We start from the raw sequence: 15040 nt of genomic DNA, 5'->3' as shown, positions 1-15040 counted from the left end.
GGCGAGCAGGGCGATGCGCACGCGTCAGGCGTCGGTCACCCACGCGCCGAACCATTCGCTCGGCCGCGCGATTTCGTCCTGCGCGGCGACGAGCTCGAGCTCGTAGCGGCGTGCGTCGTAGGTGGCCTTCACGACCGCGTGTACGGCCGCGAGCGTGTGTTCGAACGCGGCGCGCACCGAGTCGCCGCGCAGCCGGCACGCGACGAAGATCGCGCTGGTCAGGTCGCCGACGCCGACCGGATGGCGCGGAAACGCATACAGCGGCCGCTGGCCGATCCACGCTTCGGTTTCGGTGACGGCGAGCATGTTGAAGCGGTCGGCCGGGCTGTTGCGGTCGTGGAGGTGCTTGACGAGGATGATCTTCGGGCCGCGGCGGATCAGCGCGCGGCACGCGTCGACGGCTTCCGCGACGGTCTCGATGCGTCGCCCGGCGAGCTTCTGCAGTTCGGTATGGTTCGGCGACATGCCGTCCGCGAGCGCGGGCACCTCCTGCACGATGAATTCCTCGACGCCGGGCTCGGGCCGGACGCCGCCCGTCTGGCCCATCGCCGGATCGCAGAAGTACCACGCGTTCGGATTCATCGCCTTCACCGAGCGCACGATCTCGACCGCCGCGCGTGCCTGCGGCGGCGAGCCGAGGAAGCCGGACAGCACCGCGTCGCAACGCTTGAGCGCGCCGATGGCGGCGATGCCGTCGACGAGCTGTTCCATCTTCGCGGCGTCGATCGCGCTGCCGGCCCAGTGGCCGTACTGCATGTGATTCGACAACTGGACGGTGTTGAGCGGCCAGACGTTGACGCCGAGGCGCTGCATCGGGAACACGGCCGCGCTGTTGCCGGCATGGCCGTAGATGACGTGCGACTGAATGCTGAGGACGTTTTTCATGGGAATTCGCCTGCACGCGTTTCAGGGTCACGTCACACGATACCCGAGTTCGTCGTACGCGCGGAAGTCGCGCGGCCCCGGAGTGTTGCGCGCCGTCGTCACGCGACCGCGTAGAATCGCGGGGCGCGAGACAGCCCGAGACAGCTCCGCTGCAACCCGGCAGCCCGCGCGCGTCCCCCCATCACCGTGATCGCCATGCTTTCGATTTGCAAGATCCTGTCCGCCGTGCTCGGCGCGAGCGCCGCCGCCGCGTGCGCGATGCCCGTTGCGAGCGTCGCCGCGACGCCCGCCGCCAACGACGGGCCCGCGTACGGCCCGCGTCTGGAAGGGTTCGCGTATCCGGCGCCCGTGCACGAATACGCGTTCGTGTCGCAGCGCGAAACCCTCGAGATGGCGTACCTCGACGTACAGCCCGCGCATCCGAACGGCCGCACCGTCGTGCTGCTGCACGGCAAGAACTTCTGCGCGGCGACCTGGGAGGACACGATCGGCGTGCTGAGCCGCGCCGGCTATCGCGTGATCGCGCCGGACCAGATCGGCTTCTGCAAGTCGTCGAAGCCCGAACGCTACCAGTACAGCTTCCAGCAACTCGCGCGCAACACGCACGCGCTGCTCGAATCGGTCGGCGTGAAATCGGCGACGATCGTCGGCCACTCGACGGGCGGGATGCTCGCGATCCGCTACGCGCTGATGTATCCGAAGGCGACCGACCAGCTCGTGCTCGTGAACCCGATCGGCCTCGAGGACTGGAAGGCGCTCGGGGTGCCGCCGCTGTCGGTCGACTACTGGTATGCGCGCGAGCTGAAGACCAACGCCGACGGCATCCGCCGCTACGAGCAGGCGACCTACTACGCGGGCAAGTGGGCGCCGTCGTACGAGCGCTGGGTGCAGATGCTCGCCGGCATGTATCGCGGCGCCGGCCGCGACGCGGTCGCGTGGAACTCCGCGCTGATCTACGACATGATCCTCACGCAGCCGGTGGTCTACGAATTCGGCGCGATTCGCGTGCCGACGCTGCTGATGATCGGCGACAAGGACACGACCGCGATCGGCAAGGACGTCGCGCCGCCCGACGTGCACGCGAAGCTCGGCCGCTATCCGGAACTCGCGAAGCGCACGCAGGCCGCGATTCCCGGTGCGCAGCTCGTCGAATTTCCGGCGCTCGGCCACGCGCCGCAGATCCAGGACCCGGACGCGTTCCACAAGGCGCTGCTCGACGGGCTGGACGCCGTGCGCCCGCAGTGACGCGGCGCGGGCGGCCGGCCGCGCGCGGTCGTGCCGTCAGCTTGCCTCGCTCGCGAGTTCGTCGCGGATCTGCGCGGCCAGTTCGAACGAGCGCAGCCGCGCGGCATGATCGTAGATCTGCGCGGTGATGATCAGCTCGTCGGCGCCCGTCTGCGCGATACGGTCGCGCAGCTTGTCGCGCACCGTGTCGCGCGAGCCGACCGCCGCGAACGACAGCGAATGCGCGACGGTCGCGAGTTCGAGTTCATTCGCCTCGAGCGCGTCGACGGGCGGCGGCAGCTTGCCCGGCGTGCCGCGCCGCAGGTTGATGAACTGCTGCTGCAGCGACGTGAACAGGCGCCGCGCCTCGTCGTCGGTCTCGGCCGCGAACACGTTGACGCCGACCATTGCATGCGGCTTTGGCCACGCGGCCGACGGCCGGTACTGCGCGCGATAGATCTCGAGCGCCCGCATCAGATAGTCGGGCGCGAAGTGCGACGCGAACGCGAACGGCAGCCCGAGCATCGCCGCGAGCTGCGCGCTGAACAGGCTCGAACCGAGCAGCCACACCGGGACGTCGAGCCCCGCGCCAGGCACCGCGCGCACGCGCTGGCCGGGTACCGGCTCCGCGAAGTAGCGCTGCAGCTCGGCGACGTCGTCCGGGAACGAATCCGCACTGCCGATCAGGTCGCGGCGCAGCGCGCGCGACGTGGTCTGGTCGGTGCCGGGCGCGCGGCCGAGGCCGAGGTCGATGCGCCCCGGATACAGCGACGCGAGCGTGCCGAACTGCTCGGCGATCACGAGCGGCGCATGGTTCGGCAGCATGATGCCGCCCGAGCCGACCCGGATCGTCCGCGTGGCGCCCGCGACGTGGCCGATCACGACGGCGGTGGCCGCACTCGCGATCCCCGGCATGTTGTGATGCTCGGCCAGCCAGTAACGCCGGTAGCCCCAGCGCTCCGCGTGCTGCGCGAGATCGACGGTGTTGCGGAACGCTTGCGAGGCGTCGGCGCCGGCCGGAATGGGCGCGAGATCGAGTACGGAAAACGGTGTCATCGGAAGACCTTCGAAACGGGGTGGCGTGATGATGCGCTGACGCAACAGACGCCAAGGATTTTGCCAAAGGGTTCCGGAACGTGCTGGCGGCGCGCGGATACCCATGCGCCTTACAGGGGTGCAGGGTTGCTTGCGACCATCGTTGCGAAAATCAACCTAATCGCTGATTAATTACCAAACTTTACGGCGATTGGAAGTGAAACCGCATCGACATACAAATTTGCACGAAACGTTTGATTTTAAAGACTGCAATACGCCTGCAAAGTGCTTACGCTAATGTGAACGTGGCCGGGCCGATCAGGCTCGTCGACCGCTCAGCTTTGCCGGAATTGCACTAGTCCGTTTCGCGTAGCACCGCGCGCGGGGGGGCGCAGACTGCTAAAATCCGCCGCCTGCCCATCTTGTGCCGATGGAGCCATTCGAGTCTTCCCGCATGCCGTCCGGGCGCTGCGCGGGGATACGCCACGCGAAGCCGGGCATGGCCGAACCCGAACAACGGGTCGCGCCTCCCCCTTACAGACGCTGCTGGAACAAGGAGTCGGGTCGTGCCCGCGTTCGTCGTTGTCGGAATACCGCATCACGCTCAATCACGCTCAAGCGTTTGCCATGGCGCCCACGTCGCCGGGAGGCATCGCACATGACGCCCACCGCCACGCTGCTCGACTGGCTCCTGATCGCGTTCACGCTGGCCGCGGCCGGCTATGCGCTCGTCGCGGCCTTCGCGCCGCGGCCGCGCACGCCGCGCACGACGGTGCGCGACGGCTTCGAGCCGGTCAGCGTGCTGAAGCCGCTGTGCGGCGCGGAGCCGCACCTGTATGAAAACCTCGCGACCTTCTGCGCGCAGCGCCATCCTCGCTACGAGGTGCTGTTCGGCGTCGCATCGTCGGCCGATCCGGCCGCGGCCGTCGTCGAGCGGCTGCGCGCCGATCATCCGGATTGCGACATCACGCTCGTGATCGACGCGCGTGTGCACGGCAAGAACCTGAAGGTCAGCAACCTGATCAATCTCGCCGAGCGCGCGAAATACGGCCGCATCGTGATCGCGGACAGCGACATCGCGGTGCAGCCCGACTATCTGGAGCGCGTGACGGCGCCGCTCGCGGACCCGTCGGTCGGGGTCGTCACGTGCCTGTATCATGCGCGCAGCGTCGGCGGCTTCTGGACGCGGATCGGCGCGCAGTTCGTCGACGCGTGGTTCGCGCCGTCGGTGCGGATCACCCACCTCGGCCGCTCGAGCCGCTTCGGCTTCGGTGCGACGCTCGCGCTCACGCGCGACACGCTCGACCGGATCGGCGGTCTCTTCGCGCTGAAGGACGAGCTGGCCGACGATTTCTGGCTGGCCGAGCTGCCGCGCCGCCTCGGGCGGCGCACCGTGCTGTCCGAGGTCGAGGTCGCGACCGACGTGATCGAACCGTCGTTCGGGCCGCTGTGGCACCGCGAGACGCGCTGGCTGCGCACGATTCGTTCGCTGAACCCGGCCGGCTTCGCGTTCCTGTTCATCACGTTTACCGTGCCGTGGCTCGCGATCGGCGCGGTGCTGGCATTGCGCCTCGATGGCACCTTCGCCGGCACGCTGGCGGGCGGGGCGGCCGCGGTCGGCGCATTCGGGCGGCTCGTGCTGCACGCGCGCGGCGAGGACGGCTGGCGCGCGTTCTGGCGCGACCTGCCGCTCGTCGCGGTGCGCGACACGCTGCTCGCGCTCGAGTGGCTCGCGGCCGTGTTCGGCACGCAGGTCGTGTGGCGCGGCGCCAGGATGACGGTCGTCGGCGGCGAACGCGCGACGGCGGCCGTGGAAGCAGTGGACGGCCGCTAGCGCCGTCGATCGAACCCGGCCCGCGGGCCGAGACGCGTCGCACGGCGAAGCCGCGCGGCGCGACATGACAGAGAGGCGGGCGCCGGCAGGGCGGCCCGCGGTTTTTTGACTGAATCGTTGTAACGAAACGAACTATGCAGGCTACCGGAGCATTCATGAAAACGCTGTTCTTGCAGGCCCCTTCGTATGACGGCTTCGACGGCGGAGCCGGCTCGCGCTATCAGGCGAAGCGCGAAATCCGTTCCTTCTGGTATCCGACCTGGCTCGCGCAGCCGGCCGCGCTCGTGCCGGGCAGCCGCGTCGTCGATGCGCCGGCCGACGGGCTGTCGGTCGAGGAAACGTTGAAGATCGCCAACGACTACGACCTCGTGATCATCCACACGAGCACGCCGTCGTTCCCGACCGACGCGATGTTCGCGCAGGACCTGAAGAAGATGAAGCCGTCGATGCGGGTCGGCATGGTCGGCGCGAAGGTGATGGTCGATCCGCACAACTCGCTGACGGCGAGCGACGCGATCGACTTCGTGTGTCGCGAGGAATTCGACTACACCTGCAAGGAAATCGCCGAAGGCAAGCCGTTCCCCGAGATCAAGGGCTTGAGCTGGCGCGCGAAGGACGGCTCGATCGAGCACAACGAAGCGCGTCCGATCCTCGAGAACATGGACGAGCTGCCGTTCGTCGCGCCCGTCTACAAGCGCGACCTGAAGATCGACAACTACTTCATCGGCTACCTGAACTATCCGTACGTGTCGATCTACACGGGCCGCGGTTGCAAGTCGCGCTGCACGTTCTGCCTGTGGCCGCAGACGGTCAGCGGCCATCGCTACCGCACGCGCTCGGTCGAGAACGTGCTCGCGGAAGCGAAGTGGATCCGCGACAACATGCCGGAAGTGAAGGAACTGATGTTCGACGACGACACCTTCACCGACGACCTGCCGCGCGCCGAAGCCATCGCCATCGGCCTGGGCAAGCTCGGCATCACGTGGTCGTGCAACGCGAAGGCCAACGTGCCGTACAAGTCGCTGAAGATCATGAAGGACAACGGCCTGCGCCTGCTGCTGGTCGGCTTCGAATCGGGCGACGACCAGATCCTCGTGAACATCAAGAAGGGCGTGCGCACCGATTTCGCGCGCCGCTTCAGCGCGGACTGCAAGAAGCTCGGCATCAAGATCCACGGTACCTTCATCCTCGGCCTGCCGGGCGAGACGCAGGAGACGATCAGGAAGACGATCGAGTACGCGAAGGAAATCAATCCGCACACGATCCAGGTGTCGCTCGCCGCGCCGTATCCGGGCACGACGCTGTACAAGCAGGCCGTCGAGAACGGCTGGATGGAAGAGAACAAGACCATCAACCTGGTCAGCAAGGAAGGCGTGCAGCTTGCAGCGATCGGCTATCCGCACCTGTCGCGCGACGAGATCTATCACCATCTCGAGCAGTTCTATCGCCAGTTCTACTTCCGCCCGTCGAAGATCTGGGAAATCGTGCGCGAGATGCTGACGAGCTGGGACATGATGAAGCGTCGCCTGCGCGAAGGCGTCGAGTTCTTCCGCTTCCTGCGCGCGCACGAGGCTTGATCCGTGGCGACGCAGCGGGCGGCGCGGGCGCTGATCTTCACCGCGGACGACTTCGGGCTGCACCCGCGCGTCAACGCGGCGGTCGAGCGTGCGCATCGCGACGGCGTGCTGAACGCCGCCAGCCTGATGGTCGGTGCGCCTGCGGCGCAGGATGCGATCGAGCGCGCGCGGCGGCTGCCGTCGCTCGCGGTCGGCCTGCATCTGGTGCTCGCGGACGGGCCGGCCACGCTGCCCGCGCACGAGATTCCCGCGCTCGTCGGCCCTGACGGGCGCTTCGGCGACGCGATGGCGAAGGACGGCTGTCGCTTCTTCTTCCTGCCGCACGTGCGCGCGCAGCTGCGCCGCGAGATCCGTGCGCAGTTCGATGCGTTCGCGGCGAGCGGCCTGCCGCTCGATCACGTGAACGCGCACAAGCATTTCCATCTGCATCCGACCGTGCTGTCGATGATCGTCGAGATCGGCCGCGACTACGGGCTGCGCGCGGTGCGGCTGCCGTACGAAACGAGCGCGCCCGCGCTGCTCAAGCCGTGGATCGCGCTGGTGCGCGCGCGGCTCGACCGGGCCGGGCTCGCGCACAACGACTACGTGGTCGGCATCGAGCATACGGGCGCGATGGACGAGGCCGTGCTGCTCGACGCGCTCGCGAAGCTGCCGCCGGGCGTCGGCGAGATCTACTGCCATCCGGCCGAAGCCGGCGACGGTCCGATCACGCCGACGATGGCCGGCTACCGACCGGTCGACGAACTGGATGCGCTGCTGTCGCCGCGCGTCGCGGCCGCGCTGAAGGCGGCGGGCGTCGCGACCGGCGGCTTTGCCGACGTGTTCGGCGGGCCCGCGGCACGGCGCGGCGCGCATGCGTCGCGCGCACCGGGAGCGCAGCCGTCATGAGCAAGTGGATCAAGTGGCTCGGCTGGCCGATCGGCATCGGCATCCTGCTCGCGCTGGGGCTGCACGAAGGCGTCGGCGACGTGTCGCAGATGCTCGCGCGCGCCGGTTACGCGCTGCTGTGGCTCGTGCCGTTCCACGCGCTGCCGCTGCTGCTCGATGCATACGCGTGGCACCAGTTGCTCGACCGGCGCGCGTCGCTGGCGTTCCTGTGGTGGATCGCGACCGTGCGCGAGGCCGTGAACCGGCTGCTGCCCGTGGTCGGGATCGGCGGCGAGATCGTCGGCATCCGGCTCGCGCGCTGGCAGGTGCCCGACGCGAGCCGCGTGACCGCGTCGGTGATCGTCGAGGTGCTCGTGACGATCGTCGTCCAGTATGCGTTCGCGGCGCTCGGCCTCGTGCTGCTGCTCGCGACGACCGACAACATGGGCGGCGGCACGATCGGCCTCGCGCTGCTGTTGACGCTGCCGTTGCCGGTGCTCGGCGTCGTGCTGATGCGGCGCGGCGGCATCTTCCATGCGATCGAGCGTTTCGCGGGCCGCCTGCTCGGCGATTCGCACCGGCTGCTGCAGGGCGTCGACGGCCGCCGGCTCGACGCCGACATCGATTCGCTGATGTCGCGCACGGGCCTGCTGTTCAGCGCGTTCTTCTGGCAACTGGCCGGCTACGTGCTCGGCGCGCTCGAGATCTACTGGGCGCTCGCGCTGCTCGGCCATCCGGTGTCGATCGGCGGCGCGATCGCGATCGAGGCGATGACGCAGGCCGTCCGGCATGCGGCGTTCATGGTGCCGGGCGGGCTCGGCGTGCAGGAGGCGACCGTCGTGCTGCTCGCGCAGATGTTCGGCGTCGACCGCGAGACGGCGCTGTCGCTCGCGGTGGTCAAGCGCGGCCGCGAAGTGCTGTTCGGCTGCCTCGCGCTCGGCTCGTGGCAGCTGGCCGAGCTGGTGCGCACGCGCGGCCGTCCGGGCGCGCCGCCGAGTGGGCCGCGCCCGGCGCCGCCGGCGAATCGGGCGTCCGAAGCCCGGACCGAAACCGAAACGACGCATTGAACCTCCGACGGGCCGCGCGGCCCGTCTCGCGCTTTCGGCGCCGCGCGGGTATCCTTGCCGCGTGTTTTCTCCACGCGCCATTCTTCCGATGATTTTTCGTTTCCGGCTGCTTGCCGTGACGATGCTGGCCGCCGCGCTGGCGCTGACCGGTTGCGACGACCAAGGCCATCTCGACGTGCAACGTATCAGGGACTTCTTCAACGCGATCAAGCCCGCGCCGCTGCTGCTGAAGGGGCTGAAGGTCGGCGAATCGACCGAGGCCGACGTGCGCGGCACGATGGGCAAACCCGAGACCGAGCGCACGTTCACCGACGGCTCGAAGCGTCTCGAATATCCGCGCGGCCCGATGGGCAACCAGACGTGGTTCGTCGATCTCGACGCGAACGGGCGCTACACGGGCGCGACGCAGGTGCTGACCGCCGAGAATTTCGCGAAAGTGCGCCCGGGAATGGACGAGGACGAGGTGCGGCGCCTGCTCGGCAAGCCCGGCGACGTCGCGCAGTATCCGCTGAAACCCGAGACGGTCTGGAGCTGGCGCTGGCTCGAGGACGGCGTCAACACCGACGCGTTCTTCAACGTCCATTTCGGCCCGGACGGGCTCGTCTATACGACGTCGCGCTCCGACATCCTGAAAGGGCGGTGACGCTCACGCGCGGCGCTTCTCAGCCAGCCCGCGCAGCGCGTCGCGGGCATGAGCGAGCGATTGTGTGGCGTCGGTCCGGATCTGCCCATTCGGCCTGACGGCCAGGCCGGCGCTATATCGAAAAAGCGACCGGAAAATTGCAAAAAGCCCGCTTCCCGGCGCGTCATCGGACTGTCAGGAAGCGGGTTTTTTCCTTTTGAAACAGCGGCGTAGGCCGTGCGCAGAAATGATGGGACGAATTGTTGCGACGCAGCAATCGCGCGCACGGTGATTTGAGGCAAATAATTTCGCTTGCGACTATCCGCGTCAGCCCGGCGCGGGACAGGCATACGCGTCGGCATTCATTCAACTCTGGAGACGCGCGTGTTCCTTTACGGCTTTGGTCCCGTCCTCTGGGCCGGCACCGTGCAGACCATCGAGCTGTCGGTGCTGTCGCTCGCCACTGCGGTGGCGCTGGGGCTGATCGGCGCGGTGGCGAAGCTGTCGCACAACCGGGGGCTGCGAGCGATCGCGACCGGTTATACGACGCTGATCCGCTCGGTGCCCGACCTTGTGCTGATGCTGCTGCTGTTCTACAGCATCCAGATCTGGCTGAACCAGTTCACCGACCTCGTCGGCTGGAACCAGATCGACATCGATCCGTTCGTGGCCGGCGTGCTGACGCTCGGCTTCATCTACGGCGCGTACTTCACCGAGACGTTTCGCGGCGCGTTCCTGTCGGTGCCGCGCGGTCAGCTCGAAGCCGGTTCGGCTTACGGGATGAGCGGCGCGCGCGTGTTCGTGCGGATCATGTTTCCGCAGATGATGCGCTTTGCGCTGCCGGGCATCGGCAACAACTGGCAGGTGCTCGTGAAGGCGACCGCGCTGGTGTCGATCATCGGTCTCGCGGACGTCGTGAAGGCCGCGCAGGACGCCGGCAAGAGCACGTTCAACATGTTCTTCTTCATCCTCGTCGCGGCGCTGATCTATCTCGCGATCACGACCGTCTCCAACCTCGTGCTGATCCAGCTCGAGAAGCGTTATTCCATGGGCGTGCGGCACGCAGAACTATGATCGAGATCCTCCAGGAATTCGGCAAGGCGTTCCTTTTCTGGGACGGCCAGCGCCTGTCCGGCCTCGCGGTGACGCTGTGGCTGCTCGTCGCGTCGATTTCGCTCGGCTTCGTGTGCGCGGTGCCGCTCGCGGTCGCGCGCGTGTCGAGGAACAAGTGGGTGTCGATGCCCGTGCGGTTCTACACGTACGTGTTCCGCGGCACGCCGCTCTACGTGCAGCTGCTGCTGATGTACACGGGCATGTACAGCCTCGAGTTCGTGCGCTCGCACTCGCTGCTCGACGCGTTTTTCCGCAGCGGTTTCAACTGCGCGATCCTCGCGTTCGCGCTGAACACCTGCGCGTACACCACCGAAATCTTCGCCGGCGCGATCCGTGCGATCCCGCACGGCGAGGTCGAGGCGGCGCGGGCCTACGGGATGTCGCCGTTCACGATGTACCGCCGCGTGATCCTGCCGTCAGCGCTGCGCCGCGCGCTGCCGCTGTACAGCAACGAGGTGATCCTGATGCTGCACGCGACGACGGTGGCCTTCACCGCGACCGTGCCGGACATCCTGAAGGTCGCGCGCGACGCCAACTCCGCGACCTACATGGCGTTCCAGTCATTCGGGATCGCCGCGCTGATCTATCTTGCGGTATCGTTCGCACTCGTCGCGGCGTTTCGCCGCGCGGAGCGCCACTGGCTCGCGTATCTCGCGGCCGCCCGTCATTGAATTACTTCGAGGAGAGCCAGTTGGCCGAGATCACTCAAACGAGCGCGTCCGCTTCCGTCAAGCTTGCCGCGGTCGACATCCACAAGCGCTATGGCGACAACGAGGTGCTCAAGGGCGTGTCGCTGAACGCGAAGGCCGGCGACGTCATCAGCATCATCGGCGCGAGCGGCTCGGGCAAGAGCACGTTCCTGCGCTGCATCAATTTTCTCGAGCGGCCGAATGCGGGGCAGATCGTCGTCGACGGCGAGGCCGTGCGCACGAAGACCGACCGCGCCGGCGCGCTCGAAGTCGCCGATCACAAGCAGTTGCAGCGCATCCGCACGAAGCTCGCGATGGTGTTCCAGCACTTCAACCTGTGGGCGCACATGAACGTGCTCGAGAACGTGATGGAAGCGCCCGTGCACGTGCTCGGCATTTCGAAGAAGGAAGCCGAGGAGCGTGCGCGCGAGTACCTGGAGAAGGTCGGTCTGCCGCCGCGCGTCGAGAAGCAGTATCCGTCGCACCTGTCGGGCGGCCAGCAACAGCGCGTGGCGATCGCGCGGGCGCTGGCGATGCATCCGGACGTGATGCTGTTCGACGAGCCGACCTCCGCGCTCGATCCGGAACTGGTGGGCGAAGTGCTGAAGGTGATGCAGAAGCTGGCCGAGGAAGGCCGCACGATGATCGTCGTCACGCACGAGATGGGTTTCGCGCGCAACGTGTCGAATCATGTGATGTTCCTGCATCAGGGGCGGACCGAGGAAGAGGGCGATCCGAAGGAGGTGCTGGTGCGTCCGCAGAGCGAGCGGCTCAAGCAGTTCCTGTCGGGCAGCCTCAAGTAACGCGACAGGGCAGGTTTCAACGTGGTACCGGTGTCTCGTCCCGCAGGCGCCACCCGCACGACGCAGGTGGCGATCGTTGCATTGCCGCCCGTGTCGATGTCGGGCGTGGGTCCGATCGTCGATGCGCTGAATCTCGCGAACGAGATCGACGGACGCTTGCTGTATCGCTGGCAGGTGTGTTCGTGGGACGGTCGGCCGGTGCCGCTCGCGGGCGGCGCGCAGTGGCATGCCGATGCGGCGTTCAACGATGCGATCGCGTGCGACTGGGTAATCGTCGTGTCCGAGCGGTTTCAGCAGTTTGCCGACTATCGGTTGTTTCTCGCGAGTCTCGCGCGGGTCGGGCAGCGTACGCCCGTTGTGACCGGCATTCATCACGGTGTGTGGTGGCTGGCGATGGCCGGGCAGCTTTCCGGGTATCGCGTGAGTGTGAACTGGGAGACGTATCAGCAGTTCGCCGAGCAGTTCGAGCGGTCGATCGTCACGCAGCAGATCTTCGAGATCGATCGCGATCGGGCCACCTGTGCGGGTGGGCAGGCGACTGTTGACTTCATGTTGGCCATGATTGGCCGGGAACATGGGGTGGATCTCGCGGAGCGGATTGGCGATGCGCTTGGGGTTGGGGTGTTGCGCAGCGGCGAGGAGCGGCAGAGGATTCCGTTTGTGACTGCACCGGGGGAGCGGCATCCTCGGTTGAATGACGCGTTGCTTTTGATGGAAGCCAATATCGAGGATCCGCTTACTACCGATGAGATCGCCGGCTTGGTCGGCGTTTCGCGCCGACAGTTGGAGCGGCTCTTTCGGCAGTATCTCGGGGCGATGCCCTCAAAGTATTACCTCAATCTTCGACTGCTCAAGGCTCGGACTCAGTTGCAGCGGACCAGCAAGTCTGTCGTTCAAGTTTCTCTGGCTTGTGGGTTCTCTTCTGCTGCGCACTTCTCTAACGCTTATCGCGAAAGGTTCGGGGTTACGCCTCGGGAAGATCGAAGAGCGTGGCTCGAGAAGCAGACCGGTGGGGGCAGCGAACCTCGCGGAGGGGCGCTCGTCGAGCGCGGGAAGGATTGAGGTTGGGTTTTGACTTGGTTTGTTTGGTGGTCCGCCCGCGTTTGGCGTGAAGCACCTGCGATCGTGTCGGTCTATTAGCGTCGCCCCTCCGCGGGGCAGCGGTCACTTTTCTTTGTCTTGCCAAAGAAAAGTAACCAAAAGAAAGGCGCTCGGATATCGCATGACCTCCCGGTGCCATCGCCAACAAAGTGGTCCGCACAAAAGTGTCCGCGCCAGTCAGGAATCCAGAGTGGTTCGAGCAATGGTTCCGACACCTCTCGCTACCCCACGGAGTGGTATACCGTCCGCTAGCTCCATCCTCGCTACGCTCGGCTGCAAGGTACTTCAGGGGGGCGGTTGCGTTCTTGCTTCCTGCATGAGGTGTCGACTGCCAGGCACTTTTTCTGCTCTCCGCATTTGTATGACCGGATCGTTTGACGATCGATGTCTGCGCGAGACGATGTATTTGCGTCCCCCATTTTTTTCGCGGGCAGAGCAGCGAATTCCCGTTTATCGAAAGTACAGCGAGTCCCTTGCAACGGGCGGAAGATGGCGGCATTGGTCGGGATGGACCTATCGGCCGAGCGAAGCGAGGACGGAGCTAGCGGGCGGTATACCGCTCCGTGGGGTATCGAGTGGTGTCAGAACCATTGCTCGAACCACTCCCGGTACGTGACTGGCGCGGACACTTTTGTGCGATCCACGTTGGGCGCCATGGCACCGGGAGGTCATGCGATATCCGAGCGCCTTTCTTTTGGTTACTTTTCTTTGGCAAGACAAAGAAAAGTGACCGCTGCCCCGCGGAGGGGCGACGCTAATAGACCGACACTATCGCAGGTGCTTCACGACACCGGAAGCAAGCCACAGACAAGACAGAAAAAGCCCCAAAATACCGACACGGCGTAGCCGCCCCCCTGCCCGGGAGGGCAAAACCAAAACCTTCCGATAGAACCCGTCGCAATTCCGCAAGACGCTTGCGTCACCCTTCCCTAAACTTGATCCTGTTGAACCCTCTTACGAAACCGAAAGGAACGACCATGACGACCTCGACCGTGACCCGCCAGACATTCGACGAAGTGATGGTGCCGGTATTCTCTCCCGCGCCGTTCGTGCCGGACCGTGCAGAGGGCTCGCGCGTGTGGGACACGGCTGGCCGCGAGTACATTGACTTCGCGTGCGGCATCGCGGTCACGTCGCTGGGCCACGGCCACCCGGAACTGCTGAAAGTCCTCGACGAACAAGGCCGCAAGCTCTGGCACATCGGCAACGGCTACACGAACGAACCGGTGCTGCGCCTCGCGAAGCGCCTCGAATCGCTGACCTTCGCCGACCGCGCATTCTTCGCGAACTCGGGCGCGGAAGCGAACGAAGCCGCACTGAAGCTCGCGCGCCGCGTCGCGTTCGACCGCCACGGCGCAGACAAATACGAAATCGTGTCGTTCGTGCAGTCGTTCCACGGCCGCACGTTCTTCACGGTCAGCGTCGGCGGCCAGCCGAAGTACTCGGAAGGCTTCGGCCCCGTGCCGGAAGGCATCAAGCACCTGCCGTTCAACGACATCGAAGCCGCGAAGGCCGCAATCGGCCCGAAAACGTGCGCCGTGATCGTCGAGCCGGTGCAAGGCGAAGGCGGCGTGATCCCGGCCGATCCGGCATTCCTGAAGGCACTGCGCGAAGCATGCGACGCCAACGGCGCACTGCTGATCTTCGACGAAGTGCAAACGGGCGTGGGCCGCACCGGCCAGTTCTACGCCTACATGGACACGGGCGTCACGCCGGACATCCTCACGACCGCGAAAGCGCTCGGCAACGGCTTCCCGATCGGCGCGATGCTGACGACGAACGAACTGGCCGCGCACTTCAAGGTCGGCGTGCACGGCACGACGTACGGCGGCAACCCGCTCGCATCGGCGATCGCGGACAAGGTCGTCGAACTGATCGGCGACCCGGCGCTGCTCGAAGGCGTGCGCGAACGCAGCGTGCGCCTGAAGGGCGCACTCGAACGCATCAACGCGCGCTTCGGCATCTTCAAGGACATCCGCGGCAAGGGCCTGCTGGTCGGCGCGGAACTCACCGCCGCATTCGACGGCCGCGCGAAGGATTTCGTCACGGCCGCCGCCGAGCAAGGGCTGATCATGCTGATCGCCGGCCCGAACGTGCTGCGCTTCGTCCCGTCGCTGGTGATCCCGTTCGACCTGCTCGACGAAGGCGTGAAGCGCTTCGAAAAGGCGGTCGAGCAGGTGCTCGCGGCGCAGGAAGCCACCGCGCGCTGAACGGCGCGCCCAT

At 66.4% G+C, this 15040-nt stretch carries 13 protein-coding genes; 11 read left to right on the top strand and 2 right to left on the bottom strand.

The features are described from left to right. Positions 1-24 precede the first annotated feature (24 nt). Positions 25-885 (bottom strand): pyridoxal kinase PdxY, encoded by an 861-nt coding sequence (gene pdxY / locus HWX55_RS09145; RefSeq protein WP_050011428.1) that lies wholly within the window; start codon positions 883-885, stop codon positions 25-27. A 195-nt stretch (positions 886-1080) separates the two neighbouring features. Between pdxY and HWX55_RS09140 the strand changes: the two genes are divergently transcribed. Then, on the top strand, positions 1081-2130 hold the full coding sequence (locus tag HWX55_RS09140; protein WP_175975390.1) for an alpha/beta hydrolase: 1050 nt from the start codon (positions 1081-1083) through the stop codon (positions 2128-2130). Positions 2131-2166: 36 nt separating this feature from the next. On the opposite strand, the gene HWX55_RS09135 is transcribed toward HWX55_RS09140, so the two are convergent. After that, positions 2167-3165, bottom strand: coding sequence for an LLM class flavin-dependent oxidoreductase (locus HWX55_RS09135; protein ID WP_069620521.1), 999 nt, complete (start codon positions 3163-3165; stop codon positions 2167-2169). 637 nt (positions 3166-3802) lie between these two features. Between HWX55_RS09135 and hpnI the strand changes: the two genes are divergently transcribed. The 10 genes from hpnI (at position 3803) to HWX55_RS09085 (ending at position 15027) form a co-directional block, all read left to right on the top strand. Continuing rightward, positions 3803-4978, top strand: coding sequence for a bacteriohopanetetrol glucosamine biosynthesis glycosyltransferase HpnI (gene hpnI, locus HWX55_RS09130; RefSeq protein ID WP_124556937.1), 1176 nt, complete (start codon positions 3803-3805; stop codon positions 4976-4978). A 155-nt stretch (positions 4979-5133) separates the two neighbouring features. Further along, a complete protein-coding gene (gene hpnJ, locus HWX55_RS09125) occupies positions 5134-6555 on the top strand; it encodes a hopanoid biosynthesis associated radical SAM protein HpnJ (protein WP_050011424.1) in 1422 nt (473 codons plus the stop codon). A 3-nt stretch (positions 6556-6558) separates the two neighbouring features. Then, positions 6559-7443: a hopanoid biosynthesis-associated protein HpnK gene (hpnK, locus tag HWX55_RS09120; RefSeq protein ID WP_175975389.1), complete on the top strand. Its 885-nt coding sequence runs from the start codon at positions 6559-6561 to the stop codon at positions 7441-7443. Next, on the top strand, positions 7440-8489 hold the full coding sequence (locus tag HWX55_RS09115) for a lysylphosphatidylglycerol synthase domain-containing protein (RefSeq protein ID WP_124556939.1): 1050 nt from the start codon (positions 7440-7442) through the stop codon (positions 8487-8489). The genes hpnK and HWX55_RS09115 overlap by 4 nt, the downstream gene beginning before the upstream one ends. A gap of 88 nt (positions 8490-8577) precedes the next feature. After that, complete coding sequence (locus tag HWX55_RS09110) at positions 8578-9132, top strand: hypothetical protein (RefSeq protein WP_175975388.1); 555 nt, start codon at positions 8578-8580, stop codon at positions 9130-9132. A 363-nt stretch (positions 9133-9495) separates the two neighbouring features. Beyond that, positions 9496-10185 (top strand): histidine ABC transporter permease HisQ, encoded by a 690-nt coding sequence (hisQ, locus tag HWX55_RS09105; protein ID WP_175975387.1) that lies wholly within the window; start codon positions 9496-9498, stop codon positions 10183-10185. Then, the gene (locus HWX55_RS09100) at positions 10182-10895 is read left to right on the top strand and encodes an ABC transporter permease (RefSeq protein ID WP_006476443.1); all 714 of its coding nucleotides are present in this window, start codon (positions 10182-10184) and stop codon (positions 10893-10895) included. The genes hisQ and HWX55_RS09100 overlap by 4 nt, the downstream gene beginning before the upstream one ends. A 20-nt stretch (positions 10896-10915) precedes the next feature. Beyond that, complete coding sequence (locus tag HWX55_RS09095) at positions 10916-11716, top strand: ATP-binding cassette domain-containing protein (protein ID WP_006488736.1); 801 nt, start codon at positions 10916-10918, stop codon at positions 11714-11716. Positions 11717-11737: 21 nt separating this feature from the next. Further along, the gene (locus tag HWX55_RS09090; RefSeq protein WP_175975386.1) at positions 11738-12778 is read left to right on the top strand and encodes a GlxA family transcriptional regulator; all 1041 of its coding nucleotides are present in this window, start codon (positions 11738-11740) and stop codon (positions 12776-12778) included. A gap of 1016 nt (positions 12779-13794) precedes the next feature. Then, positions 13795-15027 (top strand): aspartate aminotransferase family protein, encoded by a 1233-nt coding sequence (locus HWX55_RS09085; protein WP_175975385.1) that lies wholly within the window; start codon positions 13795-13797, stop codon positions 15025-15027. The last annotated feature ends 13 nt before the right edge of the window (positions 15028-15040 follow it).

Source organism: Burkholderia sp. BCC1047, from assembly GCF_902833155.1.
GTDB classification, from domain to species: domain Bacteria; phylum Pseudomonadota; class Gammaproteobacteria; order Burkholderiales; family Burkholderiaceae; genus Burkholderia; species Burkholderia sola.
Note: the sequence above shows the minus strand (reverse complement) of the source record. Positions and strands in the feature narration are given on the sequence as shown.